Raw genomic sequence first — 26,675 nt, 5'->3', positions numbered from 1 at the left:
ACGTCAGCATTACGGTATCAATTAAACGTGGCATTACAGCAGCAGTTCCTGCGGGCTGGGCCGCCCGACATGACCGCCGCCACGCCGCCGCGCCATCTCGGTCTCGGCGGTGAATCGGACATCGGGATCGCGGTCGCTGAGGAAGCCGATCAGCGAGTCTTCGTCGATCTCGCGCCAGTCCTTGCCGCGATCGGGGCCGTAGCGGACACGCGGCAACAGCCCCGGACTGCGCGACCATTCCAGCAGCTGCGCCAGGCTCGCCTCGTTCAGCTGGTCGCGCAGGTGATGCGCGGTGACATAGGCGTCCGGGAAGGCGCGGTGGATGGGCAGGCCGCGCTCATGGACCAGTCCGTGCGGCTTACGCCAGTAGCGCAATACCTGGTTGGAGAAGCTGGGGCTGTCGGGCCACAGGCGCAGCGCGCATTTCCAGGTGCAGATCCAGTCGGCCGACTGGGTCATGGCCGGGGTGCAATATTGCTGCTCGAAATCCGCGCGATGCGCCGCCAGCGCCAGGCGGCGCGGCCAGGGATCGAGCACGCGACGCGCGACGTCATGCCACCAGGGGGCGTCGGCGACCTGTTCGTCCAGGATATGATGGATGGCCTGGGTGATCGGCGGAATGGGGCGGCCGGGATTGACGAGAATGCTGCCGCCCTCGCCCTCCAGCTCCCAGCGGCCGTCCTTGCCCAGTGCGACATCCTGCCAGCCGATCTCGCACACGCCGTGCGTGGGCGGGGCCTGTCCGGTGGTCTCCAGGTCGATGACGCGGATGATCTGGGGCTGGGGACGCTGCATCGCCCCTATGTGGGCGTTCGAGCCCCGAAAAGCGAGGGCTTATCCGATCAGCGCGCGGTCGCGTAAGCCCCGCCAGACGTGCAGCGCCTGTACGGTTTCCGGCACGTCATGCACGCGGATCAGCTGGACTCCCGCTTCCGCGCCCTTGATCGCCAGCGCCAGCGATCCGCCGAGCCGCGCATCGACCGGGGCCTCGTTCGACAGCGCGCCGATCATCCGCTTGCGGCTGGCCCCCAGCATGATCGGGCAGCCCAGGCCGTGGAAGATGGCCAAGCCGTTGATGAGCGCCAGATTGTCGGCCAGCGATTTGCCGAAGCCGATGCCGGGATCGACCATGATCCGCGACCGGGGAACCCCCGCCGCCTCGACCGCCGCGATGCGTGTCTCCAGCCAGTCGAACACGTCGGTCAGGACATCGGCATAACCGACCCGGCCATGGCCGCCCTTGTCGGGGTCGGGGGAGTGCATCAGGATGACGGGGCAGCCCGCCTTGGCCACCACCTCCAGCGCGCGGTCGTCCCATAGCAGGGCGGCGACATCGTTGACGATCCCCGCGCCCGCCGCCAGCGCCGCCTCCATCACGGCGGCCTTGCGCGTGTCGATCGACACCAGCGCGCCGCCCTTGGCCAGCCGCTCGATGACGGGGGCGGTGCGCGCGACCTCGTCACCTTCCCAGACGGTCGCGGCACCGGGGCGGGTGGACTCGCCGCCCAGGTCGATGACCGCCGCGCCCTCCGCCGCCATCGCCATGCCGCTGTCGGCGGCGGCGGCCGGGTCGCCGATATGCTTGCCGCCGTCGGAGAAGCTGTCGGGGGTGACGTTCAGGATCGCGGCGACCTGCGGCTGGTCGAAGCGCAGGGTGCGCGGACCCATGACCCAGGGCGCACGGGGCGACGTGAAGGCGGCGTGCAGCGCCCGGGCGCGGGGGGAGCCGCCCAGTTCCTCCGCGAAGCGCGCGATGGGGACGATGCGGCGGCGCACGCCTTCGCGGACCTCATAGGCGGCGAACCACTGCATCCCGCCCGCCAGCCGGGCGACGCTGCCGTCTTCCAGTCCCACGGGGGTGTCGACGAATTGGACGGGGCGCAGGTGCATGGGGTCTTCCTTTTATTCCTCCCCTTGCAGGGGAGGTGGCGCGCGCAGCGCGTCGGAGGGGTGTCCCCCTCTCCATAGCGTGACACCCCTCCGTCAGGGCTTCGCCCTGCCACCTCCCCTGCAAGGGGAGGAATGGGGGTTACGGCTGCGTCGCCAACAGCCAGGTCTGGCGCATCGCGTCGATCGGCTTCAGCGCGCCTTCCAGCTCGTAATGCCAGAAGGTCCAGCCATTGCAGGTCGGCCGGTTCTGCAACACCGAGCCCAGCCGGTGGATCGACCCCGCCTGCCCGCATTCGGACAGCAGCGACCCGTCCGCGCGCACCGTCGCGCGCCATTTGCGCTTGGCATCCATCAACGGCATGCCGGGCAGCAGATAGCCATTCTCGACCAGCGTCCCGAACGCGACCTTGGGCTGCGCCTTGGGGCTCTGCATCGTCGCCAGCGCGCTTTCGTCGAGCGGCAGGGCGGCCTCGATCCGCTCGATCGCGGCGGCGCAATAGGTCGGCTCGCGTTCGATCCCGATCCAGCGGCGGCCCAGCCGCTTGGCGACCGCGCCGGTCGTGCCGGTGCCGAAGAAGGGATCGGCGATCACGTCGCCGGGCCGGGTGCAGGCGAGCAGGATGCGATAGAGCAGCGCCTCGGGCTTCTGGGTCGGATGAACCTTGTGCCCGTCCTTCTTCAGCCGCTCCTGACCGCCGCAGATTGGGAACTCCCAGTCCGAGCGCATCTGGATTTCGTCGTTCAGCGTCTTCATCGAGCGATAGTTGAAGGTGTATTTCGCCTTCTCGCCCTTGGATGCCCAGATCAGCGTTTCATGCGCGTTGGTGAAGCGGGTGCCCTTGAAATTGGGCATGGGGTTCGACTTGCGCCAGATGATGTCGTTGAGGATCCAGAAGCCCAGATCCTGCACTGCGGTCCCGACGCGGAAGATGTTGTGATAGCTGCCGATGACCCAGAGCGAGCCATTGTCCTTCAGGACGCGGTAGCATTCCGCCAGCCAGGTGCGGGTGAAGGCGTCGTAAGCGGCGAAGGTGTCGAACTTGTCCCAGGCGTCGGTGACGGCATCGACATGGCTGCCATCGGGGCGGAACAGCTCGCCGCCGAGCTGGAGATTATAGGGCGGGTCGGCGAACACCATGTCGACCGACTTGTCGGGCAGCGAGCGGAGCGCCGCGATACAATCGCCCATCAGGATCTGGTCGAGCGGCAGGTCGCTTTCGCGGTGCGCCGATACCGGCCGCGTCCCGATCGGCTTTCCCACCGTCTGGATCACCCCCATGCTACCCGTTCCTTCTACCCTCGAACCCTCGCATCCACCCGGAACGAGTCGCACGTCAAGAGGCGATTCATGTCCGCGACTCGCGCGATTCCGCCAGATTCGATGACGTGTTGCGATTTCGTGGCAGATATTGGGGCTGTGGATAACTTCGCCCCCAAGGGAGTGGGGTGTGGCCGTTGCGACTCGCGGTTAACCTAAAATCCTCCCCAAGCTCGGCTTGGGGAGGGGGACCATCGCGTCAGCGGTGGTGGAGGGGCTGACGGAGCGGCCACGCCCCTCCACCACGCCCTTCGGGCGCGGTCCCCCTCCCCATCTGACGATGGGGAGGAATTAGGGCGTCACAAATCCAGATAACATTGCGCCACGGGCGCGAAGCTGCGGCGGTGGAGCGGCGTCGGGCCATGTTCGCGCAGCGCTGCCAGATGGACGGCCGAGCCATAGCCCTTGTTGCTGTGCCAGCCATAAGCGGGCCACTCCGCCGCCGCCGCGATCATCATCTCGTCGCGGACATGCTTGGCGACGATCGAGGCGGCGCCGATCGCCAGCGACTTGGCATCGCCCCCGACGATCGCGGTGGCGCTATAACCCCATTTGGGCAGCTTGTTGCCGTCGACCAGCACATGGGCGGGATGGCATCCCAGTGCCTCGACCACCGCGTCGACCGCCAGCGTCATCGCCTTCATCGTCGCCCAATAGATGTTGAGCCGGTCGATCTCCTCGGGGTGGACGATCCCGACCCCGACGACCGCGCAGCCACGAATTTCGGCACACAGGCGCGCGCGCGTCTTTTCGGTCAGCTTCTTGGAATCGTTGATGCCGGGGGGGCAGTCCCGTTCGGGCAGGATGACGGCGGCGGCGACCACCGGCCCCGCCAGCGGTCCACGACCCGCCTCGTCCACGCCGCACAGGGGGGCGGGAAAACTGTGATCGACCATGAGCGCGCTCTATCGCGGGGTGGCGGGGAAGGGAAGATGATCCTCCCCGGCACGGGGAGGGGGACCAGCCGCAGGCTGGTGGAGGGGGTGTGCCGCAAAGGTCATCCTGTGTGGGAGCCCCCCTCCGTCAGGCCTGGCGGCCTGCCACCTCCCCGTACCGGGGAGGATAAGGCTCACCCCCAGCGCGCGGCAAAGGCGGCGGCGTCCCAGCCTTCGCGGCTGATCGCGGCGAGCAGGTGGTAGAAGGGCACCATGCCCAGGCCGTGCCCCATCGGCCCATGCCCCCGGCCCAGCCCCGGTGCGGCGGCGAGCGCGGCCTGGACGAAGGCGATGGCGCGGTCGACCGCGTCGGCCAGCGGCAATCCCTGGCCCAGCCCGGTCGCGATGGCGCTGGCCAGCGTACAGCCGGTGCCATGGGTCGAGCTCGTCTCGCGACGGGGATGCTGCCAGCGTTGCTCGGCCCCGGACTCGACCAGCCGGTCCTCGATCACCGGGCCTTCGCCATGGCCGCCCTTGACCAGCAGCGCGCGCGTCTGGTGCCGCACCACCGCCTCGCCGCCCAGCGCCGCCAGTTCGGGAAGGTTGGGCGTGGTCAGCGCGGCCAGCCCGAGGAAACGGCGAAAGGCGGCGATCACGTCCGCATCGGCCAGCACCGACCCGCTGGTTGCGATCATCACCGGATCGAACACGACGGGCAGGTCCAGCGCCTCCAGCCGGTCGGCCAGCGCATGGGCGGTCTCGGCCGATCCGATCATGCCGATCTTGACGGCATCCGCGCCGATATCGGCCAGCACGCTGTCGATCTGCGCCATCACCATGTCGGTCGGGACGGGGTGGACCGCCTGTACGCCCAGCGTGTTCTGCGCGGTGATCGCGGTGATCGCGGTCATCGGATAGCCGCCCAGCATCGCGACCGTCTTGATATCCGCCTGTATCCCCGCGCCTCCGCCTGAATCGGAACCGGCGACGATCAGGATGCGGGGCGGGGGCGTGGCGCTCATATTTTTGTCATGCCCGGCGGGCCGGTGCCGGGCAAGCGCGACCACGCGGACAGGGGCGGTGTCCATCAGCGACATGGCGCGGAAATGGTCGCGGAAAGAAGCACTTGGTCGCCCGAGAATGGACGGCGGCTATATGGCCTGTTCGTGACGTTTGATTTCCGGGCCCCTCCGGCCCCTTCTCCTGCTGCACCGCGTCATTATTTCGGTCGCGCATCCATCGGCGTGCTTTCGCGTTGCTGCGCATCGTGGATGATGAGGGAGACCAGAGTTGATCGTCGATGCCGTACCCCGCACTCGAATCATCATCGCCGAGGTTTGGCGTCCGCTGCTGGCGCTGTTCATCTGGGACGTGATCGTCACGGTCGCCTATTATGTCCTGCCCTTCAAGGCACCCTCGCTGCCGCTGACGCTGTTCGGTACCGCACTGGCGCTGTTTCTGGGGTTCCGCACCAATTCGGCCTATCAGCGCTGGTGGGAGGGGCGGCAGCTCTGGGGCCTGATGATCAACGCCTCGCGCAACATCGCCCGTAGCGCGCGCAACTTCCTGCCCGAACCCGAAGGGCATGACCTGAAGCGGTCGATTGTGCTGCGCCAGATCGCCTATGTAAACGCGCTGCGCTGCCAGTTGCGCAAGCAGCCGGTCGATGGCGAGGTGCTGCGTTTTCTGTCGCACGGCGAGGCCGAACCCGCGCTAGCACGGACCAACACCGCCAACGGCCTGCTCGACGGTACCGGCCGCCGCATCGCCGATGCGCAGCGCCGGGGCTGGATCGACACCATCCAGCAGGCGCAGATGGAATCGGTGCTGGTCGACATCGCCAACTCGCAAGGCGGCATGGAGCGCCTGAAGAACACGCCGCTGCCCAACCAGTATCGTTTCATCCCGGCCTTCTTCACGCGGCTGTTCTGCGTTCTGCTGCCCATCGGCCTGGTCGAGACGCTGGGTTTCGCGACACCGGTCGGCTCGTCGATCGCGGGGCTGATGTTCCTGGCCGCGCTGCAGATCGGTGACGATCTGGTCGATCCGTTCTCGGATACCGTCCACGACCTGCCGCTCAGCGCCATGTGCCGGACGATCGAGATCGACCTGCTCCAGGCGATCGGCGACCCCGCGCCAGAGCCGATGAAGCCGGTCGACGGGGTGTTGTGGTAAGCTTGTCTTATTCCTCCCCTGCAAGGGGAGGTGGCAACGCGAAGTGCTGACGGAGGGGTGTCCCGCTATCGAGATGGCGACACCCCTCCACCAGCTTCGCTGGTCCCCCTCCCCTTGCAGGGGAGGAATTAGCTCTCAAGCCGCGTTGTCGATGCCCAGTTCGCCGAGCTTGCGATAGAGCGTCGAGCGGCCGATCCCCAGTCGTCGGGCGACCTCGGTCATGCGGCCGCGATAATGGCCGATGGCGAGGCGGATGACGTCGGCCTCGATATCCTCCAGCGGGCGGAGATGCCCGTCGGGGCGGAACAGGCTGACCCCGCCATTGGGGCTTCCCGCCGTCGCGCCCGTCGTGGCGGAGGGGCGATCCCCCAGCGAGGCGATCTGCGGGAAATCGGCGGTGGTCAGCGCATCGCCCTCGCACAGCACGGCGGCGCGGAAGAGCGCGTTCTGCAACTGGCGGACATTGCCCGGCCAGTCGTAACGGCGGAGCAGGTCGAGCGCGTCCTCGGTGATGTCGAGCTGGCGCAGGCCCGGCTGCTGCGCAATGCGGTCGAGCAGATGGCGGGTCAGCGCGGCGATGTCGTCGGCGCGTTCGCGCAGCGGCGGCACGGCGACATGGGTGACGTTCAGCTTGTAATACAGGTCTTCGCGGAAACGCCCGGCTTCGACCGCCTCGACCAGCCGCACGTCGCTGGCGGCGATGATCCGCACATCGACTTCGCGCGCATGGCGGGCGCCCAGCGGCAGGATCGCGCCGGTCTGGAGCATGTCGAGCAGTCGTGCCTGGGTTTCGGGCGGCATTCCCGACACTTCGTCGAGGAACAGCGTCGAACCATGCGCCTCGACCATCTGGCCGATGCGTCGTTCGAACGCGCCCGCAAAGGCGCCTTCCTCATGGCCGAAAATCACGCTGTCGAGCAGATTGGCCGCGATCGTCGAGCAGTTGACGCCGATCATCGCCCGCTCGGCACGGGGCGAGGCGGCGTGGATCGCCATGGCGAGCGATTCCTTGCCGACGCCGCCTTCGCCCTCGATCAGGACGGGGGCACGGGTGCGCGCGGCCTTGGCGGCGACGGCCAGCGCGGCGCGGAAGTCGGGGGCGTCGCCGACGATCTCGTCAAAGGCGAGAAGGGCGGGGATCTTCTCGGTCAGCGGGCGAAGCTCACCGCTGGTCTGGCCCGCGACACAGGCCTCCAGCGCGGCGAGCAGCCGTTCGGGGGCGAGCGGCTTGACCAGGAAGTCGGTCGCACCGGCGCGGATCGCCGCCACCGCCTGCGCCACCGAATCATTGGCGGTCAGCATCAGGATGGGCAGTTCGGGGCGAAGGGCGTGACAGTCGGCGATCAGCGCGGTGGCATCGGTGCCCGGTGCCCAATGGTCGATCAGCACGGCGTCCAGCTCGCGCCCCTGTGCCGAACCCAGGACCGAGGCCGCCATGTCCGCATCCGTCGCGAACAGCGTGCGCCATCCGCCGCGCTGCGCCAGCGCCGCGATCAGGCGTTGCTGTGCCGGCTCGTCATCGATCAGCAGCAGCAAACGTTGGCCGTTGCGCGTCATAGCTTGTCCTGTAACCCCTATTCGCCACTGTATAGCGCAACTTTGTTAAAATCCGCGTTAATTCGGGACAATCCCTTTTGCCATAGGCCAGGCCCCGGATCATTTTTAAGATGGTTGGCCGATCACGCCGAAAGCCGCAAGGATCCGCGCCGGTCGTTTCGGGGTTGATCCCGGCGGTCCGTCGAATAAGCTCCCGACAGGTTCATGCGGCGCGGGTCACGGCGGCAGGACGATAGCGGAGGTGAGGATCATGGCGGGCAACGATACCGGCATCAACAACGGCCCCGGCGGCATGAAGGCGCATGTCGCCACCTATGACCTGATGATCGGCATGCTGAAATGGGGTGCGGTGGTCGCCGCCATCCTGGTGGCGATCGTCCTCTGGCTGATCGCCTGATCCGGTGGCCCTGCGCATCGCGGTGCTGCGCGAAACCGCAGCCGACGAGGCCCGCGTCGCCGCCACGCCGGAAACCGTCAAGAAGCTGACCGCGCTGGGCGCGACGCTGGCGGTGGAGCGGGGCGCGGGGCTCGGGGCGGGCATCGCCGATAGCGATTACGAGCAGGCGGGCGCGCAGCTCGGCGAACGCGCCGGGGTGCTGGCGGGGGCCGCGATCGTCCTGGCGGTGCAGGCGCCCGACCCCGCGACTCTGGCCGGGACCGCGCCGGACGCCTGGGTGGTCGCGGCGTTCGATCCCTTCCGTCGCGGTGACATGGTTGCGGCCTATGCGGCGACGGGGCTGGAGGCCCTGGCGATGGACTGGATGCCGCGCATCACTCGCGCCCAGTCGATGGACATCCTGTCGTCCCAATCGAATCTGGCGGGTTACAAGGCGGTGCTGGAGGCGGCGAGCGCCTATGGTCGCGCCTTTCCGATGATGATGACGGCGGCGGGGACGATTCCCGCCGCACGCGTCTTCGTGATGGGCGTCGGCGTGGCGGGGCTCCAGGCGATCGCGACCGCCCGGCGACTGGGCGCGCAGGTGTCGGCCACCGATGTCCGCTCGGCCACGAAGGAGCAGATCCAGTCGCTCGGTGCCAAGCCCATCTTCGTCGAAGGCGTGGCGGGGATCGAGGGCGAGGGCACCGGCGGCTATGCGGGCGAGACGAGCGAGGACTATCGCCGCGCGCAAGCCGAACTGGTCGCCGGGCATATCGCCAAGCAGGATATCGTCATCACCACCGCGCTGATCCCCGGCCGCCCCGCGCCGAGGCTGGTGACGGATGCCCAGATCGCGACGATGCGGCCCGGCAGCGTCATCGTCGACCTGGCGGTCGAGGCGGGCGGCAATGTCGAGGGTGCGGTGCCGGGCGAGGTTGCCGAGCGACATGGCGTCAGGATCATCGGCCACCGCAACATGCCCAGCCGCCTGGCGGCGGATGCCTCGGCACTGTTCGCGCGCAACCTGCACAATTTCCTGGCGGCCTTCTGGGACAAGGAGGCCGGGCGTCCCGTGCTGGACGCCGAGATCGGCGACGCGATCCGGCTGACCCGCGGTGGCCAGGTGGTGAACCCGAGGTTGCAGTCGTGACCGTAATTCCTCCCCTTGCAGGGGAGGTGGCAGGGCGAAGCCCTGACGGAGGGGTGTCGTGCTATCGAGAGGGGGACACCCCTCCGACGCGCTGCGCGCGCCACCTCCCCTGCAAGGGGAGGAATTGAGATGTTGCAGGGGGATGAAGCGATTGGTGATCGGGCGCGTGACCTCCGCCAGGTGATGTCACCGCCCGAGATCACGCTTTGGCAAATTCTCCGCCACCGACCCGGCGGCTTTAAATTCCGAAGGCAGCATCCGTCGGGTCCGTATATCGCCGACTTCTACTGCCATGAGGCGCGCCTAATTGTCGAAGTCGATAGCGAAGCGCACAGTCTCGGCGATCGACCGGCACGCGACGAGGCCAGGGATCGCTGGTTTTCCGACCGTGGACTGATAACCCTTCGTATCGGCGCAACCGACATTCAAAAAAATATCGAAGGGGTCGCGCGGCAAATCTTGGATACCGCCAGCCGCCGTGCCGGGGAGGATACATCATGGACTTCATAGCGATCCTGTCGATCTTCGTGCTGGCGTGTTTCGTCGGCTATTATGTCGTCTGGTCGGTGACGCCCGCGCTGCATACGCCGTTGATGGCGGTCACCAACGCCATCTCCTCGGTCATCATCGTCGGGGCGCTGATCGCCGCCGCTGCCTCTTCGGGCGCGACGGGATCGGGCGTGGCCAAATGGCTGGGGCTGGCGGCGGTGGTGCTGGCCAGCATCAACATCTTCGGCGGCTTTGCGGTGACGCAGCGGATGCTCGCCATGTACCGCAAGAAGGAGAAGCGTTCGTGATCGCCCCAGTGTCACCTGCGCTGCCGCCCGCGCCGCTCGCCCCTGCGGTCGAGGCCGTTGCCGCGAACCCCTTCGTCTCGCTCGCCTATCTCATAGCGGGGGTATGCTTCATCCTGGCGCTGCGCGGGCTGTCGAGCCCGACGACCAGCCAGCGGGGCAATCGTTTCGGCATGATCGGGATGGCGATCGCGGTCGTGACGACGTTGGTGACGCATGTGCCGATTACTGGCGGCATCATGTCTATTGGTGATGAGCAAATACTAACTACAGCCACCGATTGGGTCGCCGTTCTCGAAATTCTCGCCGCCATCGGCCTCGGCGCAGCAATCGGCATCGTCACCGCCCGCCGCATCGCGATGACCGCGATGCCGCAGCTGGTCGCCGCCTTCCACTCGCTGGTCGGCCTCGCCGCCGTCGCGGTCGCCTGTGCGGCCTTCCTCAACCCGGTCGCGTTCGACATCGCCGATATGGTGGTGCCGATGATCGGCCAGCCCTTTGCCAGCATCCATGTCGTCAGCCGGGTCGAGATGGCGCTGGGCGTGGCGATCGGTGCGATCACCTTTTCGGGATCGGTCATCGCCTTCCTGAAGCTCAACGGCAATATGGGCGGCAAGCCGATCCTGCTGCCCGGCCGTCATGCGCTGAACGCGGGGCTGTTGGGCGCGATCGTCATCCTGGTGGCGATGTTCACGCGCGACCAGTCGCCATGGATTTTCTGGACGATCACGATCCTGTCCTTCGTGATCGGCTTCCTGCTGATCACTCCCATCGGCGGCGCGGACATGCCGGTCGTGGTGTCGATGCTGAACAGCTATTCGGGCTGGGCCGCCGCCGCCATGGGCTTCACGCTCCACAACAGCGCGATGATCATCACCGGCGCGCTGGTCGGCAGCTCGGGCGCGATCCTGTCCTATATCATGTGCCGGGCGATGAACCGCAGCTTCATCAGCGTGATCGCGGGCGGCTTCGGCGCCAGCGATGCGGGGAGCAGCGGCGGCGGCGCGGCGGTCGACCGCCCGTGGAAGCGCGGCAGCGCCGAGGACGCGGCCTTCCTGATGAGCCAGGCCGAACAGGTCGTCATCGTCCCCGGCTATGGCATGGCGGTGGCGCAGGCGCAGCATGTGCTTCGCGAGATGGGCGACCTGCTCAAGAAGGAAGGCGTGCGCGTCAAATACGCCATCCACCCGGTCGCGGGGCGGATGCCCGGCCATATGAACGTGCTGCTGGCCGAGGCGAACGTGCCCTATGACGAGGTGTTCGAGCTGGAGGACATCAACGCCGAATTCGCGCAGACCGATGTCGCCTTCGTCATCGGCGCGAACGATGTGACCAACCCGGCGGCCAAGACCGACAAGTCCTCGCCCATCTACGGCATGCCGGTGCTCGACGTGGAAAAGGCCAAGACGGTGCTGTTCATCAAGCGTTCGATGGGCGGCGTCGGTTATGCGGGCGTCGATAACGAGCTATTTTATCGCGACAACACCATGATGCTTCTGGCGGACGCCAAGAAGATGGTCGAAGAGATCGTCAAGGCACTCGGCTGAGTGTCTGATTCGGACTGACGTCGACTCCCGGACGTCGGTCGGGGTTGCATCGGCGCATGGGCGAAGGGGCGGGGGCCCCGCGCCCGTTGCGCCGATCGCGACCATGACGATGGACCAGCCCGCAAGGCTGGCGGCGGGGGACGAGCGTGGACGAACAGGATCTTTACGGCACCGGCTTTGCGGTCGTGGTGATCGGCGTGCCCGCGCTGGCGCAGGCGGCGGGCGATCTGGTCGGGCAGGCGGGCGGGCGGGTGCTGCGCCATACCGCCTGGCCGGCGGTGGCGGAGGAGATCGGGCAACAGGCGGGGCGGCCGCTGCTGCTGGTCGACACGCACGGCGCGGAGGTGGCGACGATGGAGATCGCGCTCGCCCGCATCGACGCGGTCGCCACCGCGCTGGACCTGCCCATCGTGGTCAGCATGGCGACGGGCGATATCGATCTGGTCGCCGCGATGCTGATCGGCCCGCGCGTGGCGATGCTGTGCGACGCCAGCCCGCTGGAACTGGTCGCCGCGCTGGCGGTGGCGGGGGCCAGCCATGGCGGCGCGGCGCTGCTCCACGCCTATGTGCGCGAGGGCGAGTCCGAACGGCTGCGCAAGTTGAACGCCGAGGTCGCGCGCATCGCCGAGGCACTGACCAGGCTGTCGGTGCAGGAGGACGAGGACCGGCGCGGCAGCGTCGGCGACCGGCATCAGAGCTTCCACGCCGCCCCGCCGCGCGCCCAGCCGGGCGATGCCGAACGGGTCCGCCGGATGATCCGCGCCCGGCGGCTGCGCGACGGGTTTTTCGAGGGCGGGCTGTTCGAGGAACCGGCCTGGGACATGCTGCTCGACCTCTATGCCGCGCATCTGGAGGGGACGCGGGTGTCGGTGTCCAGCCTGTGCATCGCCGCCGCCGTCGCGCCGACCACCGCGCTGCGCTGGATCGGCAAGATGACCGAGGCGGGGCTGTTCGCGCGCCAGCCCGACCCGGCCGATCGCCGCCGCGCCTTCATGGTGCTGACCGATCGCGCGCAGGAGGGGATGCGGGGCTATCTGAACGCGCTGCACCGTATCGGCGGCGTTTAGGTCTATCCCGCCAGTGCCCAGCGGATCGCGCCGCCCAGTCCGCGCGTGCCCGCCCGGATCGCCGGTCTGACCGCGCCGTAACCGTCCAGCCCATGCAACCGCGCCGCCCAGTCGGGGAGCAGCGCGATACCCGCCTGGGTTAGCCAATTGCTGACCGGCGCGAGGGCGGGGGTGGGTGCTGGCTGGTTGAGCAGGGTGCGCGCCACCGCCCGCGTCCGCGCATCGACGCGCAGTTCGGGGCGGATCGAATCCAGAAAGCGCGCCAGCTGCTGCCGGGTCTCGGGCACCTGCTCGGCCCCCAGCCGTCGGGCGATCGTCGCCATTTCCGCCAGATAGCGATCCGCCTCGGCATCGGAGAAGTCGGGATCGCGATAGGTGCGATGGGCACGCAGGAAGCTGTCGACTTCGGCGGCGTGGACGAAGGTCAGCAGATGCGGATCGTTCGCCGCATAGGGCGTGCCGTCGGGCAGGGTGCCGCCAACCCGGTCGTGCACCGCCCGCACGCGCGCGATCATCCGTTCGGCGGCCTCGGTCGCGCCATAGGTGGTGACCGAGATGAACCCCGCCGTCCGCCGCAGCCGCCCGGCCATGTCGCGGCGGAAATCGCTATGGTCCCACACGCCTGCAAGGGCGGCGGGGTGCAGCATCTGGACCAGCAGCGAGGCGATCCCGCCCGCCATCATCGCGGTGAAGTCGCCATGCACGACCCAAGTCGCGGAGCCGGGGCCGAACAGCCCGTCATCTCCCGGTGGCCGGGTCAGGTCGAGCTGACGACTCCCGACCACGTCGCGTATCTGGTCGGCGATCTGGCGGCGCACGGGAAGCATGGGGGGACAACGCGCCGGGTGGCGGGGCGTTGCGTGGGGGCGGACGTTCTCAGCCCCCACGCCCGTTCGCACTGAGCGAAGTCGAAGTGCACGCCCCGCGCTTGCGGCGAGGCCGATCCCGTGGCCTTCGACTTCGCTCAGGCTGAACGGGGCGGGGGGCGAGTGGGTGGCTCGCCGTCCATCCGCCGCTTACCCCCGCTTGGCGGCCTCCCAGGCGGCGATCTCCTCGGGGAAGCGCTGCTCCACCACCAGGTCACTCGCCGTTTCGCTGGCCAGGTCGACCGTCACCGACCCCGCCCATTCATAGGTCGCATTGCCCGACAACGTGACCATCCCGTCCTCGCCCGCAAAGGCGCGGACCAGGCCGCCGCGATTGAACACCACGGTCGGCGCGTCCCAGGCGATCCGTCCGGTCAGGCATGCGGCATAGGTCGACGCCGCCATCGCGCTGCCGCAGCTGTCGGTCAGGCCCACACCGCGCTCGAAGGTACGGACGAACAGCGAGTCCCCGCGCACTTCGACGAAGGACACATTGGCGCGGTTGGGCAGCCAGTCGGGCGCCGCCTCGCAGATTTCGCCCAGGCGGACGAGTTCGGCTTCGTCCACCGTCTCGACGAAATGGACGAGATGCGGGTTGGGCATGGTGACGGCAGTAAAGCACTTGTCCGCGTCGAGCATCGGCAGCACCGCCTCGACCAGTTGCTCGGGGGCACCATGGATCGGCCAGGCGGCGGTCGACAGTCCGGCAGGGCCCGCCGTCTCGCGCACCGTATAGACGCCGGGCGCGAGGTCGGCATCGTGGACCGCATCGGCGTGCGATGTCTTCAGCCGTACGGTGGCCGCCGCGATCCCCAGCGCTTCGAACCCCGCGCGCGCGACGCAGCGCACGCCGTTGAGGCAGGTCTCCGCCTCACTGCCGTCGCTATTGCGCATCACCATGCCGAAGGCGGCGCGTTCGTCGCCGGGGACCAGCAGCAGCAGCCCGTCGCCGCCCACCGGCCCCGCCCGGTCGGCCAGCGCGCGTGCGACGCCCGCCCATTCCGCCTCGGAAAGCGACAGGTCGCGGGCGTCGATCATCGGGAAATCATTGCCCGATCCATGGCATTTGACGATCGCGAACCGCATGGCGATAACTCCGACAGGACAGGATGTGGCGCTTAGCTCAGCCGGACCGGGTTCGCCAGATGGGCGGCCATATGGATGGGGCCGGGCCGTCGGGTCGAAAAATGGAAGGGGAAGAGGGGGATGATTACCGCGATCCGCGAGGTGCGCCGAGCCAAGGGCATGACCCTGGACGATGTCGCCCGCGCCTGCTCGCCCCCCACCACGCCGCAAACGATCGGGCGGCTGGAGATGGGCACGCGCACCGTCTCGCTGCCCTGGCTGAACCGGATCGCCGCCGCCCTGGGCTGCACGCCCGCCGATCTGGTGACGTTGCCGATCCGCGAGACGCTGCCGGTCGCGGCGCTGCTGGGACCGCGTGGCGCCGTGGCGCCGCGCAGCGCCCGCTCGGTCTCGCCGCCCTGTGCGACGCCGGGGATGCTGGCGGTGACGGTCAGCGGCGCGGTCGGCGACTACCGCGCGGGCGATGAGCTCTGGTGCGAACCGCTGGCCCCCGATAGGTTCGCCGATGCCATGAATCGCGATATCCTCGTGCCCCGCGCCGCCGGTGGCTATGTCTTTGCCCGGCTGGCGGGTGTGATGCCCGACGCGCTGCGCCTGTTGCCGCTGGAGCCCGGGGCGGCGGGGGTGACGGTGTCCGCGCCCGCCTGGATCGCGCGCGTGGCGCGGCTGGTGCGCACGCTGTGATCCGCGCCATCCTGCCGCTGGTCCTTGCGCTGGCATGGCCCGCCGCCGTGCCGCAACAGGCGACGCCCGCCCCCGCCGCGCCGACCCCGCCGCCGATCGAAAAGCCTGTGCTGGTCCATGCCTTCCCCCACGATCCGACGGCCTTCACCGAGGGGCTGCTGATCGCCGACGGCACGCTGTATGAAAGCACCGGGCGCGAGGGGGAGAGCTTTATCCGCCAGGTCGATCTGGGCACCGGCAAGACCCTGCGCCGCGCGACCGTGCCCGATGGTCTGTTCGGCGAGGGCATCGTGGCCTGGGGGGCGGAGCTGCGCAGCGTGACCTGGCATGGCGGACGCGGTTTCCGCTGGAGCCGCCCGGCGCTGAAGAAGCTGGGCGAGTGGCGCTATGACGGGGAAGGCTGGGCGATGACCGATGACGGGCATCACATCATCCTGTCGGACGGTACGCCGCGCCTGCGCTTCCTGGACCCCGCCACGATGAAGGTTGTCCGCACGCTGGACGTGACGGTGAACGGACGGCCGCTGCGCAATCTGAACGAGCTGGAATATATCGACGGGCAGGTCTGGGCCAATGTCTGGATGACGCCCTATATCGTGCGGATCGATCCGGCGACGGGCGTGGTCGCAGGCGTCGTCGACCTCGGCGATCTGGTCGCGCGGGTCGGGCTGACCGATCGGGATTCGGTGGCCAACGGCATCGCCTATGACCGGGCCAAGCACCGCATCTTCGTGACCGGCAAGAACTGGCCCGAGCTGTTCGAGATCCGCCTGCCCAGGGCGGCGCGCTGATCCCGGTCAGTCGGTATCGCCCCGCCCGGCCAGCCGCCCATCGGCCGCACGATCGTGCAGCCCGGGGTCGTCACGCCCAAGGGCGATATCGTGGCAAGTCCGACGAAGCCCGTCGGGCTCCATGACATGTGCGTGTCCCCCAATCCGACGGATAAAGTGTTGGATACGGCGGATGACTGGAGCGTTACCGTAGTATATTGGTATAAATATAACATGGATTATAGCGTCTAAGCCCGCCATGATCCGATCGTCATGCAATCCCGCCATGCCCCTCGTTCACGGGGGGATGCGCGGGTCAGGTGGATAAGGGAGCGCAGTTTCTTGCCGACCAGTACTCGTTTTGTCGTCTCGCTGCATATGCTCGCGCTGATGGCGGAGCATGGCGATACGCCGCTGCGCTCCGAGGATATCGCGGTCAGCGTCAATTCCAACGCGGCGGTGGTCCGCGCGCTGCTGCTGCGGCTGGCGGCGGCGGGGCTGACCCGGTCGCAACTGGGCAATCGCGGCGGGGCGATGCTCGCCAAGCCGTCGTCCGACATCAGGCTGGTCGATGTATACCAGGCGGTGGAGGACCGGAACTTCTTCGCCTTTCATCGCCAGCCGCCCGAAGGCGAGGGGATGATCGACCGGCATATCACGTCCAGCCTGGAATCGATCCTGACCCCGGTGCGCGAGGCCCTGGAAAACAAGCTGGCCGGGCTGACGCTCGACGACGTGCTGGACGATATCCGTGCAAGGGCCGGTAGCGATGGGGCAGGGTCAGACGAGATTCAAATCGGCCGGGCGCGTGTCGGGGAACAACGTCGCGAGGCGGTCGCCTGACAGGCCGAACTGCCGCTGGACCAGCCCGCCGATCAGCGCGCGGTAATCGGTCAGCACAGGCAGATCGCGATTTTGGTTGAGCGTGGCGGCGGACAGGGCGACCTGTTCGCCCGCCATGCGCCCGCCCGACACGCCGCCGCCCAGCACCCAATAGATGCTGCCATGGCCATGATCGGTGCCCCGGTCGCCATTTTCGCGGAAGGTGCGGCCGAACTCCGACACGACGACGACCGTGGTGGTGCGCCATGCGTCGGGCCCGATCGCCTGGGCGAAGCTGGCAAGGCCCCGTCCCAGATCGCCGATCCGGTCGGCGAGATAGCCTGTCGCGCCGCCCTGGTTCACATGCGTGTCCCAACCGCCGACATCGACGAATGCCAGGTTGAACCGGTCGCGCATCAGCGTGCCGATCCGCTGCGCCGACAGCGCAAAGCCCTTGGCGGAAACCGCGCCGCGACTGGCGGCCTTCATCTCCTGATCCAGCGTCTTGTACACCGTGTCGCGCACGGTGAAGCCCTCGCTGACCGAGCGGGCGAGGTCGGGGTGTCCGGCATACATGCTCTGGATCAGAGCGGCCTGGCGCTGGTCGATCGGCTTGCCGACATTGGCGAGTGCCAGATTGGGGATCGGGTCCTCACCGCCGCGAAAGCATAGCGGCAGCTGGTCGGTAAAGGCGATCGGCCGCTCGCCCGTGCCCAGGATATCCGCCAGCCTCGCCATGAAGCCCGAGCCATAATCGCGGTGGCCGCCGACCGGCTGGCCCAGCTCGATCGTGTCCTGGGTCTCGAAATGGCTGCGGCTCATATCGTCGGTGCCCGCAAAGGGTATGAAGGCGATCTGCTTCGCCTGCCACAGCGGCAGGATCGAGTCCTTCAGCGCCGGGTGCAGCGCCCAGTCGGCATCGAGCGGCAACGGCGCGTTCGGGTTGGCCGGATCGGGTTTGGGCAGTGCGATGGTCGGGCGCGACTGGCGGTAGAAGTCGCTGGTGCTGGGCACGACGATGTTCACCGCGTCATAGGCGCCGCGCAGAAACACGACCAGCAACCGGCTGCCCGCCTGCGGCGCGGCAAAGGCACGGCCCGCCATCACCATGGGGGCGAGCGCGGCGGCTCCGCGCAAGAGGTCACGGCGATGAAGATGGGGGAACATCATGCGATCCTCCTATCGGTGCATGAATTCGGGCGAGGAGAAATAGAGCGCGTTCCACTCCGCCGGGGACCGCGCCTGGCCGAGTGCTGCGAGTGTCGGCTGGCCCAGCATCGGCACCCGCGCAGCGAGGATAGGGGAATCCTTCAGCATCGGCGGCGGGGACGGCGGGGGCGGGGTGCCCGGCGCGACGTCGGGGGCTTGGAACAGCCGCGCCGCACCACTGCCCAGTTGCCGCGCGATATCGAACCGCGTCGCCATCTGCCCCGGCGCTGCCCAAGCGGCGCTCGACAGGTCATAGCCGTCTGGCGTCTCGTGATCGTACAGACCTTCGCCCATCTGGCGGATCCAGCCCACCACCGGCTGCGCATTGGTGATCGTCCGGTCGCCATAGGCCAGCCGCACCGCCGACAGCGTATAGCCGACCGGGTCCTTGAAACCTTTGCCCAGCGAGCCCGAAAATTCGCGCGACCGGATCATGGTCTTCAGCACCTCGGCGATGTCGCCATGGCTCTGGCGGAATTTCGCCGCCATCCGGTCGACCAAAGCGGGCGGCGGATTGTCGCCCATGAAATAGGTCGCCAGCTTCAGGCTGACATGATGCGCGGTCGCCGGACTCTCGGCGATCAGGTCCAGCGCCTGCTCGACCTCGGCGAAGCCCGACCCGGTGATGGTGTGGCCCAGGAAATGCTTGGTGCCGAAATCATGGCGGGCCGGATTGAACTCGAACAGGCCCGCGCGGATGTAGAGCGGCTGAAGCTCGGGCTTTAGTTTCGGCGCATCGGGTTTCTGGTCGACGCCGACCCCGGTCAGGATGCGCGCCAGTTCCTGCACATCCTGCTGGCTGTAGCCCGAGCCGACGCCCATGGAGTGCAGCTCCATGATCTCGCGCGCGTAATTCTCGTTGATCTTGCCCTTGGCGTTCTGGTCGTTGTCCAGATAGCGCAGCATCGCCGGGTGGCGCAGCGTCGCCTCCAGCAGGTCGCGATAGCGGCCCAGCGCATGGGCGCGGATCGTCTCTTCATAATCGCCGACCATCGCGCGGATGTCGCGCTTGGCCGCCTGTACGTTGAAATGGTTGAACCAGAACCAGGTCATCCGCTCGCGCAGCTGATCGGGCGAATAGAGCGCGCGCAGGACGAAACGTTGCCGCGCCTCGTCGGCCAGACCGTTCATCGCCTTCTGATAGGCTTCGCGGGCGGCTTTTTTCTGGTCGGGGTCGGCGATCGCCTTGAAATCGCGCTGCATCGCGTCGGTCTCGACGACGAGCGCAGCGACGCGCTCCCGGGAGATGCGCATCGCGTCGATCTGCGCCTGGACGGCGGGGGGCAGGGGGGCGGGCTGGTCGTCAAACTGACGCCGCAACCAGGCATCGCTGCCCGGGGCAGGCCCGGTTTCGGGCGCGGCCGACGGCCCCCAGCCCAGCCGTTCCGCCCAGGCCGCGTCACGCGCGGGGTCGGCGGCATAGGCCGGAACCGGGGCCATCAGCGCCATCATGCCGATCCAGGAAGCGATCCGCGCCACGCCTCGCTCTCCATTTCCGCCTGCCGCCAACGGGTTGGGCGCAGGCTTCTTCGGACTGTAATGTGGCGGAGAGAGGCTGAACCCCGGCTTGCCCGGAGATGAAAAGGACGTCAGCGGCCCTCCATCAATCCTCCCCGCTCGGCGGGGAGGGGGACCAGCGAAGCTGGTGGAGGGGGGAGTGCCGTAGGGGATGTCCTATGAGGAAATCCCCCTCCGTCAGCGCTTGCGCGCTGCCACCTCCCCGTGCCGGGGAGGATTTTACTTCGGCAGCTTGCAGTCGACCGGCTGGGTCACCGGGTTGCACCGCTCCATCACCCCGCCCGGCAGCGTTACCGTGAAGCCCCGCTGCCACGCCCGCGTCGGCGCGCCGGGATAATAGTCGGTCGACACCGCCTGCGCGCCGCTGTCGATCGCGGCCTGTTGGCGGGCATGATCGTTGGTGCGGGCTTCGACCGTGTCGGCGTCGCTGCGGGTGCGGACGATGAAGCCCTGTTTCACCCATTCCGTGATCTTGGCCCCGTCGGTGCGCGGATCACCGACGATCTCGACCGAAGCCTCGGGCTGGTCGGTGTCGTACCAGCCGAAGATCGGGCGGCCTTTGAGCGAAGGATGCCCGGCGCGGTAACGGTCTGACACGTCGCCGGGGGTATCGAGGACGAAGTAGATTTTCCCGCGCGCCTGCTCCAGCGTCGGCCAGCCCTTGGTCGTGACGGCTTCACGCAAGGTCTTCGCATTGCCGCGTACGTCATCGGGCGCGATGATCCGGTCGGGCGTCAGCACGTCGCGGATTTCCGCATCCAGCGCGTCGAGCAGCGGCGCGGTCAGCGGCAGCGGATCGGTGACGCCGGGCTTGTTGATCGGCCGGTCGGCGGCGTTGATCGTCACCATGATCGGCACGTGGTGCGGATGCGCGCGCGACCAGGCGTCGATCTGGCCGATGCACTGCTTGAAGGTGCCGCAGGAGCGGTAGTCGACTTCGGGAATGTGAAAGACCTTGAAGCCGGGCTTCAGCATGGCGGCCTCGTCGAAGCCGGTCTGCTCGCCCGCCGCCTTGGCCAACGCCTCGCCCTTGGGATGGGCGAAGCGCCCGCCTTCGGGATCGGCGAAGATGTCGATCTCCAACTGGCGGACGCCCTGGTCGAGCTGCTGTGCGAGCGTCAGGTGATCGTAATCCAGCGCGGCGGCGAGCTTCGGGTCACGCCGCTCCAGTTCGGCGAAGACCGCAGGCGCGATCCGCTTCTTATAGCTGTTGTGCGATCCGACGACCTGGATGTCGTTCATCCGCAAGCCTGCTTGCGGCGCCGGAGCGGCGGCGGTCGCAAGGACCGCCGCCAGGGTGAGGAAAGCCTTCATCAGAACTCCGCCCGGATGCCGAACAGGATCGTCCGGCCGTAATAGTTGATCTCGCCGAAGCGCAGAGCATTGTCGTTATAGGTATCCTGATGCGCGCCCGCGATGTTGATTGCCTCCAGGCTGAGCGTCAGATTGTCGGCGGCGCGCACCGAGAGCTGGCCGTCGAGCGAACCGAAGGCGGCGACGTAAGTGGGTGCCTGCACCGTGCTGCCCGTGCTCGACAGATATTTGTCGCGCCAGACATAGGAGAGGCGCGCCGACAGCGGCCCCTTGTCGTAGAAGCCGACCAGGTTGAAGCTGTTCTTCGACAGGCCGATCAGCTGGTCCTTGATGGTGCGCGACCCCGCCGTGTAATCGGCCTTCACCTCGGTATGGGTGTAGCTGCCCTGCACACCGAAGCCGTCGAACGGTTCGGGCAGGAAGGTGAAGACCTGGCTGTATGCCGCTTCCGCACCGTAGACCTTGGCATTGCCGCCATTGACCGAGCTGGACAGGCGGACGGTGCCGCGACCCGGAATAGTGATCTCGGTATTCGACTGGGTGATGTAATTGTCCATCGCCTTGTAGAAGACCGCACCCGACAGCATGCCCGAGGGCGCGAAATACCATTCCAGCGACCCGTCGAACTGGGTGGCGAGGAACGGCACCAGCTGCGGGTTGCCGCCGCTGGCGGTCGGCGCGTCGGTCGACACGGTGATGCGCGGCGCGGTGTCGGTGACGTTGGGACGGGTCAGCACCCGGCTGGCGGCCAGGCGACCGACGAGCGACGGCGACAGGTCGGCGCGCAGGTTGAAGCTGGGCAGGACGTTGTTGAACGTCTTGGGGTAGCTGACCGGGGTAGCGAGATTGCCGCTGGTCAGCGTGCCGCTGGCCACCTGATCGGTGTGGACATAGCGGACACCCAGATTGCCGGTGACGGGCACCGCGCCTGCGTCGAACTGGTAATCGGCGCGGACATAGGCCGCCGCGATCTTTTCCGACACGACGAAGGATGAACGGCGGTCGCCATTGGTGATCGGCTGCGCCTGGATGGCGGGGGTGAAGAAATTGCCGACATAGGCCTGGCTGACGGGCACCAGCCAGTTGCGGAAGCCGTTGCCCGACACGCCGGACAGGAAGTCGTCATAGGGAAGCTGCTGATACGCGCCCGCGCCCAGGTTGGTCAGCGGCTGGTTGGTCGCGGTGTCGATCAGGTAATCGCGGCGGAAATAGTCGCGCTTGCGCCAGTGATATTCGCCGCCCGCCTGCAGCTTCGACAGGAAACCGTCGAAATCATGACCGACATCGAGGCGCGAATAGAAGTCCCAGTCCTTGCTGTCCTTCGGCGCGATGTTGAACTGGAAGAGCTTGTAATTGGCCGGGTTGGTGACATCGACCGGCGTGGTGAAGGTCGGCACCGACTGGTAACCGGCGCTCGCGTCATAGGTCAGCGGCGCGACGAAATAGGCGCGGCTGCGCACCGTGCCGGTGCGGTAATCGGGGTGATAGCTGTGCGCCGCCGACCAGTTGACGTTGGCGGCGACATGCCAGCGATCGGGGTTCCACGTCTGCTTCAGCCCGACGGTCAGCAGGTCGTGGCGGTTGAGGCTGTATTCGCGCGTGCCCATGAAGCGGACATTGTTGATCGTCGCCTTGGTGATCGTATCGCCGACGACCGTATAGCCCGGCTGGATCTGTGCCGGGGGGCCGCCCGCCGTGCCGCCGTCATCGGGATAGATGTCGAGGCCGAACTCGTCATAGGCGACGTCCAGGCGCGTCGCGACCATGTCGAGCGTCGTCTGGAGCTCGGGCGTCGGCTGCCACTGGGCAGAGACGATGCCCGAGATGCGCTTGCGATCCTCGGTCTCGACGGTCGGACGGGTCCGGGTCGGCGAGTAGAGACCGGCGGGAATGCCGCCCTTGTTGGCCGCCGTGTAGCGGTCGGTCAGCCAGCCGAAATTCATGAAGCGGTCGTTGCGGACCGTCTTGCCCCAGTACTGCGCGCCCGCGAGGATGCCGAAGGTGCCGTCGCCGTTCTTCGCGCTGGTCAGCACGGTGACGTTGGGGCGGACATCCTTGGTCTGGGTCGTATAGGTGCCGCGAATGTTGACGGTCGTCTTGTTGCCGACCTCCAGCGGGCGGAAGGTCTTCACGTCGATATTGCCGCCCAGCGCGCCCTCGCTCATGTCGGCGGTCGGCGTCTTCACCACGTCGATGCTGGAGGTGAACTCGGCGGGCAGCATCTCGAAGCGGAACTGACGCCCGGCGGCACCGCCATTTTCGATCAGGTCGTTCAGCGCGACGGTGCGGCCGTTCATCAGCGTGTTCTGGAACTGCGGCCCCAGGCCACGGACGCTGACATACAGGCCCTCGCCGCGCGGGCGGGTGATCGCCACGCCGGGGACGAGCTGCAATGCTTCGGCGACGTTCTGGGTCGGGAACTTGCCGATATCGGTCGAGCTGATCGAGTCGACACCATAAGCGGCACGGCGCTTGGTCTCGATGCCTGCCGCCAGGCTGCGCGCATAGGTGCCGTTGACGACGATATCCTCGCCCACGGCGTCGGCATCGGTCGCCTGCGCGGCCTGCGGCGCGGCGGCGGCGGTGCCTGCGCTGTCCTGCGCATGGGCGGCGAGCGGGCCCGTCACCAGAATAAGCGAAACCGATGCCTTCAGCAGGCCGCGAAACGTCAGCATGTCTTGATCCCCCATCGGCTGTCTTGCCGGTTCGGCGGGGGCGTTAGGATCGGTCGGTGTCAGCTTGGCGTAAAATTGATGACGACTGTGTGAAACAGGCTGAACGGGTCAGAAAGTCATCAGAATGATGCGGGAATGGTGAATGATGATCCGAACGGCTTGATTCCTCCCCGGCAAGGGGAGGAATTTCCGCGTCAGTCCACTCTCGCCTGCGGCATGGTCTGGGTGCCGGTCACCTGCGGGCTCAATCGGCCGATGGTACGCGCGGTGCGTTCGGGATCGCGGAGCAGGACGCGGCCCGATTTCCACATCAGGTCGCCGTCGCGCCGCGCCTGCTGGATCATCCGGTTGACGTGCACCGGGGTCAGGCCCAGCGCATCGGCCAGCATTTCCTGGGTCAGCGGCATCTCGAAACTGCCGCCCACGGTCAGCCCGGCGAGCGACAGCCGCTCATAGATTTCGAGCAGGAAATCGCTGATCCGCTCCTGCGCGTTCAGTCGGCCGAGCTGGACGACATGGCCCAGCAGATAGGCCTCGTCCAGCGCCTCGCCGACGGCATAGGCCTGGGCCAGTCCCGATCCTGTCGGGGCGGTGGGGGCGGGGCAGGCGACGCATTCGGTGATGGCCACCACCGTCGCGGAGGCGATGGGGTGCGCATGATGCGTCGAACCGATGACGTCGCCCGGCAGGTAGAAGCTCATGAACTGCCGCCGCCCGTCGGGCAGGATCCGCACCCGCGCGGCCCAGCCCTGCAACAGCAGCAGCGGGTCGGCCACCGGACGGCCGATCGTCTGGAAGGTGTGGCGCACCGGATACGTCAGTGCCCGGTCGGCGGCGGCGTCGAGCAGCGTGAGGTCCGCGTCGGCCAGCGGCGTCAGCGCGGTCAACCGACGGATCGCGGCGGCGGCAATCCCCTCAGACGCGGCGGCCGAGGACGGGGAGGACGACAGGGCGGCGGAGGAAGAGGTCATGCGCATCCTTTGTCGGGGATCAAGGCGCCGATCGCGCGGATGATGCGATCGGGCTGGAACGGCTTGGCGACGATCGAGGCCGATCGATAGGGGGCGGGCAGCGCCCATTCGTCATAGCCGGTCAGGAAGGTCCAGGGCACGTCGCGCGCCGACAGGCAGTCGGCGATTTCGAAAGCGCGTTCGCCCGCCAGATTGACGTCGAGCACCGCCGCGTCGAGCGGCTGGTTCTCGGCAAGGTCGAGCCCCTGTTCCAGCGTGGCGACGGGGCCGACCACGATGGCATCGGCGGCGCGCAGCGCGCGCTCCAGGTCGCGGGCAATGAAATACTCGTCCTCGACCACGAGGATACGCTTGTCGGCCAGCGGCGATCGGCGGTTCATCCCTCGGTGCTCCGGTTCAACGCGTCGGCGTCATCTGCAGCCCATGGTAGCGTTATCACACATAGGACGCCGCCACCGCGAAATTCCAGTCTGGTCCGTGCGCCCAGCCCATAAGGCAAGGCCTCGCGGATCAACTCGGTCCCGAATCCCTGACGTACAGGCGGGACCGGCATTGCTGGTACACCCGTTTCATCCCATTTTACAATCAGTTCGCATTCGCTATTTGATTTAAGTTCGATCGCCCACGCGATCGACAACCGTCCGGCGGGATGGCGCAGCGCCCCATATTTCAGGGCATTGGTGGTCAGTTCGTGGATCGCCAGACCCATGGTTTCTGCCGTATCCGCGGGCAGCGAGATGTCCGGCCCTTCGATCGACAGCCGGTCATCCTCGATAGCGCCCACACCCAATAGCTCGTCGCGGATCAGGTTTTCCAAGTCCACGCGGCCCGACCGTGTCTGGGTCGCGACCACCTGGGTACGCGCCAGCGAGTCGAGCCGTCCGCGGAAATGATCCGAAATCTCGTCGATCGGCCCGCCGCTCTCGACGGTGCGCGTGAAGATCGAACGGACGATGGTCAGGATGTTGCGGACCCGGTGCTGCAACTCGGCGACCAGCGTCTCCTGCCGCTCGCGAAGACGGCGCAGCGTGTCGATATCGGTCGAGGTGCCGAACCATTCGACGATGGTGCCGTGATCGTCGCGCACCGGCGTCGCGCGTGTCTTGAACCAGCGATATCGGCCGGTCTGGCCATGGCGCAACCGCCCCTCCATCGCCAGCTCGCCATGCTCGCCCGCGCCGTTCCAGAAACGCCGCGCGGCATCGCGGTCGTCGGGATGGACGGCAGCCAGCCAGCCATGGCCCAGGCTTTCCTCGACGCTGAGCCCCGTCATGGCGACCCATTGCGGGCTGACCCAGGTCCATTGCCCGTCGCGCGTCGCCGTCCAGACCAGTTGCGGAATACCCTCGATCAGGCTCAGCAACCGCCGCTGGCTGGCGCGCGAGGCCACTTCGGCCCGCTTGCGCAACAGGGCCTGGACGATGGCGGGGGCCAGTTCCTCGGCGATGGCGCGTTCGCGCTCGGTAAAGCCGGTGGGATGGTTGCCCAGGGCGAACATCGCGAAGGTCTCGCCATCGCGGCGCAGTGGCACGCCCAGGAAGTTGCGCAACATGGGATGACCCTCCGGCGTGCCCACCCGGTCGGGGTGGTTGGCGGGGTCGTTCACGATCATGCTGCGATCCTGAAGGATCACTTGGCCGAAAATGCCGTGGATCTTCATGCCGTTGGGCAGCTGGCGCTGGCTGAAGTCGGGATCGTCGCCCGCATAGGCGGCCCAGCCGCGCTCGCTGATCGCGATATGATCCAGCCGGTCGTGCGAGTCCCGCCGCTCGCCGAAAAAGCTGAACGCCGCGCCGGTCAGGTCCTCGGCCACCGCCAGGCACAGCTGGCCCAACTCCTCTTCGGTCGAGGCGCGCAGCGCTTCCTGCAGGATGCGGTTGATCCCCGCCAGCACATGCGAGTCATGCGGCAGCGGCCCCCTGGGGGGAGCGGACAAGGGCGTTTGCCCATGAAGGGAGGCGAGTTCAGTCATGCGCGAAATGGTCCGATCGGCGTCAACGATCCCGGC

At 67.6% G+C, this 26,675-nt stretch carries 25 protein-coding genes; 10 read left to right on the top strand and 15 right to left on the bottom strand.

Translation table 11 applies throughout. The features are described 5' to 3' along the window. Positions 1 to 33: 33 nt before the first annotated feature. From ASF14_RS13285 to thiD, 5 genes are all read right to left on the bottom strand, one after another. Positions 34 to 795, bottom strand: a complete 762-nt coding sequence (locus ASF14_RS13285; protein ID WP_056435726.1) for an exonuclease domain-containing protein — start codon at positions 793 to 795, stop codon at positions 34 to 36. 39 nt (positions 796 to 834) lie between these two features. Beyond that, positions 835 to 1,890 carry a dihydropteroate synthase gene (gene folP / locus ASF14_RS13280; RefSeq protein WP_056435723.1) on the bottom strand — a complete coding sequence of 352 codons (1,056 nt, stop codon included), beginning with the start codon at positions 1,888 to 1,890 and terminating at the stop codon, positions 835 to 837. 139 nt (positions 1,891 to 2,029) lie between these two features. Beyond that, the gene (locus ASF14_RS13275) at positions 2,030 to 3,169 is read right to left on the bottom strand and encodes a site-specific DNA-methyltransferase (RefSeq protein WP_056435719.1); all 1,140 of its coding nucleotides are present in this window, start codon (positions 3,167 to 3,169) and stop codon (positions 2,030 to 2,032) included. Positions 3,170 to 3,507: 338 nt separating this feature from the next. Next, positions 3,508 to 4,104: a ribonuclease HII gene (locus tag ASF14_RS13270; RefSeq protein ID WP_056435716.1), complete on the bottom strand. Its 597-nt coding sequence runs from the start codon at positions 4,102 to 4,104 to the stop codon at positions 3,508 to 3,510. A 173-nt stretch (positions 4,105 to 4,277) separates the two neighbouring features. Next, positions 4,278 to 5,105 carry a bifunctional hydroxymethylpyrimidine kinase/phosphomethylpyrimidine kinase gene (thiD, locus tag ASF14_RS13265; protein WP_056436400.1) on the bottom strand — a complete coding sequence of 276 codons (828 nt, stop codon included), beginning with the start codon at positions 5,103 to 5,105 and terminating at the stop codon, positions 4,278 to 4,280. A gap of 268 nt (positions 5,106 to 5,373) precedes the next feature. Between thiD and ASF14_RS13260 the strand changes: the two genes are divergently transcribed. Then, complete coding sequence (locus ASF14_RS13260; protein ID WP_056435713.1) at positions 5,374 to 6,258, top strand: bestrophin family protein; 885 nt, start codon at positions 5,374 to 5,376, stop codon at positions 6,256 to 6,258. Between the two features lie 135 nt (positions 6,259 to 6,393). Here ASF14_RS13260 and ASF14_RS13255 read toward each other — a convergent pair whose 3' ends face one another. Continuing rightward, on the bottom strand, positions 6,394 to 7,815 hold the full coding sequence (locus ASF14_RS13255; RefSeq protein ID WP_056435710.1) for a sigma-54-dependent transcriptional regulator: 1,422 nt from the start codon (positions 7,813 to 7,815) through the stop codon (positions 6,394 to 6,396). Between the two features lie 250 nt (positions 7,816 to 8,065). Between ASF14_RS13255 and ASF14_RS21565 the strand changes: the two genes are divergently transcribed. From ASF14_RS21565 to ASF14_RS13235, 6 genes are all read left to right on the top strand, one after another. Next, positions 8,066 to 8,212: an aa3-type cytochrome c oxidase subunit IV gene (locus ASF14_RS21565; RefSeq protein ID WP_042485366.1), complete on the top strand. Its 147-nt coding sequence runs from the start codon at positions 8,066 to 8,068 to the stop codon at positions 8,210 to 8,212. A 10-nt stretch (positions 8,213 to 8,222) separates the two neighbouring features. After that, positions 8,223 to 9,344 (top strand): NAD(P) transhydrogenase subunit alpha, encoded by a 1,122-nt coding sequence (locus ASF14_RS13250; protein WP_056436397.1) that lies wholly within the window; start codon positions 8,223 to 8,225, stop codon positions 9,342 to 9,344. 129 nt (positions 9,345 to 9,473) lie between these two features. Next, positions 9,474 to 9,854, top strand: a complete 381-nt coding sequence (locus tag ASF14_RS20920) for an endonuclease domain-containing protein (RefSeq protein WP_082442254.1) — start codon at positions 9,474 to 9,476, stop codon at positions 9,852 to 9,854. Then, on the top strand, positions 9,842 to 10,141 hold the full coding sequence (locus ASF14_RS13245; protein WP_056435707.1) for a proton-translocating transhydrogenase family protein: 300 nt from the start codon (positions 9,842 to 9,844) through the stop codon (positions 10,139 to 10,141). Before ASF14_RS20920 ends, ASF14_RS13245 begins: the two co-directional genes overlap by 13 nt. Before the next feature lie 20 nt (positions 10,142 to 10,161). Beyond that, on the top strand, positions 10,162 to 11,685 hold the full coding sequence (locus ASF14_RS13240; RefSeq protein WP_056436394.1) for an NAD(P)(+) transhydrogenase (Re/Si-specific) subunit beta: 1,524 nt from the start codon (positions 10,162 to 10,164) through the stop codon (positions 11,683 to 11,685). A 146-nt stretch (positions 11,686 to 11,831) separates the two neighbouring features. Next, entirely contained in the window at positions 11,832 to 12,752 is a 921-nt protein-coding gene (locus ASF14_RS13235; RefSeq protein ID WP_056435704.1) for a winged helix DNA-binding protein, read from the top strand. 2 nt (positions 12,753 to 12,754) lie between these two features. Here the strand turns inward: ASF14_RS13235 and ASF14_RS13230 are convergent, their stop codons facing one another. Together ASF14_RS13230 and dapF are read right to left on the bottom strand one after the other, a co-directional pair. Beyond that, positions 12,755 to 13,579 (bottom strand): oxygenase MpaB family protein, encoded by an 825-nt coding sequence (locus tag ASF14_RS13230; RefSeq protein WP_056435701.1) that lies wholly within the window; start codon positions 13,577 to 13,579, stop codon positions 12,755 to 12,757. 189 nt (positions 13,580 to 13,768) lie between these two features. Next, positions 13,769 to 14,704, bottom strand: coding sequence for a diaminopimelate epimerase (dapF, locus tag ASF14_RS13225; RefSeq protein WP_056435696.1), 936 nt, complete (start codon positions 14,702 to 14,704; stop codon positions 13,769 to 13,771). 120 nt (positions 14,705 to 14,824) lie between these two features. Here dapF and ASF14_RS13220 point away from each other — a divergent pair, with 120 nt between their 5' ends. The 3 genes from ASF14_RS13220 (at position 14,825) to ASF14_RS13205 (ending at position 17,001) form a co-directional block, all read left to right on the top strand. Continuing rightward, positions 14,825 to 15,388 carry a helix-turn-helix domain-containing protein gene (locus tag ASF14_RS13220; protein WP_056435693.1) on the top strand — a complete coding sequence of 188 codons (564 nt, stop codon included), beginning with the start codon at positions 14,825 to 14,827 and terminating at the stop codon, positions 15,386 to 15,388. Between the two features lie 11 nt (positions 15,389 to 15,399). Continuing rightward, entirely contained in the window at positions 15,400 to 16,179 is a 780-nt protein-coding gene (locus ASF14_RS13215; RefSeq protein WP_156361209.1) for a glutaminyl-peptide cyclotransferase, read from the top strand. Between the two features lie 321 nt (positions 16,180 to 16,500). After that, positions 16,501 to 17,001: an Rrf2 family transcriptional regulator gene (locus ASF14_RS13205; RefSeq protein ID WP_082442253.1), complete on the top strand. Its 501-nt coding sequence runs from the start codon at positions 16,501 to 16,503 to the stop codon at positions 16,999 to 17,001. On the opposite strand, the gene ASF14_RS13200 is transcribed toward ASF14_RS13205, so the two are convergent. The 7 genes from ASF14_RS13200 to ASF14_RS13170 all read right to left on the bottom strand — a co-directional run bounded on the left by ASF14_RS13200 (position 16,939) and on the right by ASF14_RS13170 (position 26,603). Further along, entirely contained in the window at positions 16,939 to 18,150 is a 1,212-nt protein-coding gene (locus ASF14_RS13200; protein ID WP_236697070.1) for a DUF1501 domain-containing protein, read from the bottom strand. The two genes, ASF14_RS13205 and ASF14_RS13200, sit on opposite strands and share 63 nt — an antisense overlap. A gap of 9 nt (positions 18,151 to 18,159) precedes the next feature. Next, entirely contained in the window at positions 18,160 to 19,668 is a 1,509-nt protein-coding gene (locus ASF14_RS13195) for a DUF1800 domain-containing protein (RefSeq protein ID WP_236697069.1), read from the bottom strand. 258 nt (positions 19,669 to 19,926) lie between these two features. Continuing rightward, positions 19,927 to 21,021: a phosphatidylinositol-specific phospholipase C1-like protein gene (locus ASF14_RS13190; RefSeq protein ID WP_236697068.1), complete on the bottom strand. Its 1,095-nt coding sequence runs from the start codon at positions 21,019 to 21,021 to the stop codon at positions 19,927 to 19,929. Then, a complete protein-coding gene (locus tag ASF14_RS13185) occupies positions 21,021 to 23,696 on the bottom strand; it encodes a TonB-dependent receptor (protein ID WP_236697067.1) in 2,676 nt (891 codons plus the stop codon). Before ASF14_RS13185 ends, ASF14_RS13190 begins: the two co-directional genes overlap by 1 nt. Before the next feature lie 194 nt (positions 23,697 to 23,890). Then, the gene (locus ASF14_RS13180; RefSeq protein ID WP_082442268.1) at positions 23,891 to 24,667 is read right to left on the bottom strand and encodes a Crp/Fnr family transcriptional regulator; all 777 of its coding nucleotides are present in this window, start codon (positions 24,665 to 24,667) and stop codon (positions 23,891 to 23,893) included. Then, positions 24,664 to 25,047 carry a response regulator gene (locus ASF14_RS13175; protein ID WP_056435683.1) on the bottom strand — a complete coding sequence of 128 codons (384 nt, stop codon included), beginning with the start codon at positions 25,045 to 25,047 and terminating at the stop codon, positions 24,664 to 24,666. The genes ASF14_RS13180 and ASF14_RS13175 overlap by 4 nt, the downstream gene beginning before the upstream one ends. After that, on the bottom strand, positions 25,044 to 26,603 hold the full coding sequence (locus ASF14_RS13170; protein ID WP_168371529.1) for a sensor histidine kinase: 1,560 nt from the start codon (positions 26,601 to 26,603) through the stop codon (positions 25,044 to 25,046). Before ASF14_RS13170 ends, ASF14_RS13175 begins: the two co-directional genes overlap by 4 nt. Positions 26,604 to 26,675 lie beyond the last annotated feature (72 nt).

Origin of the sequence: Sphingomonas sp. Leaf257 (assembly GCF_001422185.1) — a bacterium.
Taxonomy (GTDB): Bacteria; Pseudomonadota; Alphaproteobacteria; order Sphingomonadales; family Sphingomonadaceae; genus Sphingomonas; species Sphingomonas yabuuchiae.
This window is presented reverse-complemented; position numbering and strand designations above follow the sequence as displayed.

Excerpts from the sequence above, each read along its gene's own strand:
- ASF14_RS13185 (WP_236697067.1), bottom strand. The coding sequence starts at position 23,696 with ATGCTGACGTTTCGCGGCCTGCTGAAGGCATCGGTTTCGCTTATTCTG.
- ASF14_RS13220 (WP_056435693.1), top strand. The coding sequence starts at position 14,825 with ATGATTACCGCGATCCGCGAGGTGCGCCGAGCCAAGGGCATGACCCTG.
- ASF14_RS13285 (WP_056435726.1), bottom strand. The coding sequence starts at position 795 with ATGCAGCGTCCCCAGCCCCAGATCATCCGCGTCATCGACCTGGAGACC.
- ASF14_RS13190 (WP_236697068.1), bottom strand. The coding sequence starts at position 21,021 with ATGAAGGCTTTCCTCACCCTGGCGGCGGTCCTTGCGACCGCCGCCGCT.
- ASF14_RS13180 (WP_082442268.1), bottom strand. The coding sequence starts at position 24,667 with ATGACCTCTTCCTCCGCCGCCCTGTCGTCCTCCCCGTCCTCGGCCGCC.
- ASF14_RS13230 (WP_056435701.1), bottom strand. The coding sequence starts at position 13,579 with ATGCTTCCCGTGCGCCGCCAGATCGCCGACCAGATACGCGACGTGGTC.
- ASF14_RS13270 (WP_056435716.1), bottom strand. The coding sequence starts at position 4,104 with ATGGTCGATCACAGTTTTCCCGCCCCCCTGTGCGGCGTGGACGAGGCG.
- folP (WP_056435723.1), bottom strand. The coding sequence starts at position 1,890 with ATGCACCTGCGCCCCGTCCAATTCGTCGACACCCCCGTGGGACTGGAA.
- dapF (WP_056435696.1), bottom strand. The coding sequence starts at position 14,704 with ATGCGGTTCGCGATCGTCAAATGCCATGGATCGGGCAATGATTTCCCG.
- ASF14_RS13175 (WP_056435683.1), bottom strand. The coding sequence starts at position 25,047 with ATGAACCGCCGATCGCCGCTGGCCGACAAGCGTATCCTCGTGGTCGAG.
- ASF14_RS13275 (WP_056435719.1), bottom strand. The coding sequence starts at position 3,169 with ATGGGGGTGATCCAGACGGTGGGAAAGCCGATCGGGACGCGGCCGGTA.
- ASF14_RS21565 (WP_042485366.1), top strand. The coding sequence starts at position 8,066 with ATGGCGGGCAACGATACCGGCATCAACAACGGCCCCGGCGGCATGAAG.
- thiD (WP_056436400.1), bottom strand. The coding sequence starts at position 5,105 with ATGAGCGCCACGCCCCCGCCCCGCATCCTGATCGTCGCCGGTTCCGAT.
- ASF14_RS13255 (WP_056435710.1), bottom strand. The coding sequence starts at position 7,815 with ATGACGCGCAACGGCCAACGTTTGCTGCTGCTGATCGATGACGAGCCG.
- ASF14_RS13245 (WP_056435707.1), top strand. The coding sequence starts at position 9,842 with ATGGACTTCATAGCGATCCTGTCGATCTTCGTGCTGGCGTGTTTCGTC.
- ASF14_RS13200 (WP_236697070.1), bottom strand. The coding sequence starts at position 18,150 with ATGATGTTCCCCCATCTTCATCGCCGTGACCTCTTGCGCGGAGCCGCC.
- ASF14_RS20920 (WP_082442254.1), top strand. The coding sequence starts at position 9,474 with ATGTTGCAGGGGGATGAAGCGATTGGTGATCGGGCGCGTGACCTCCGC.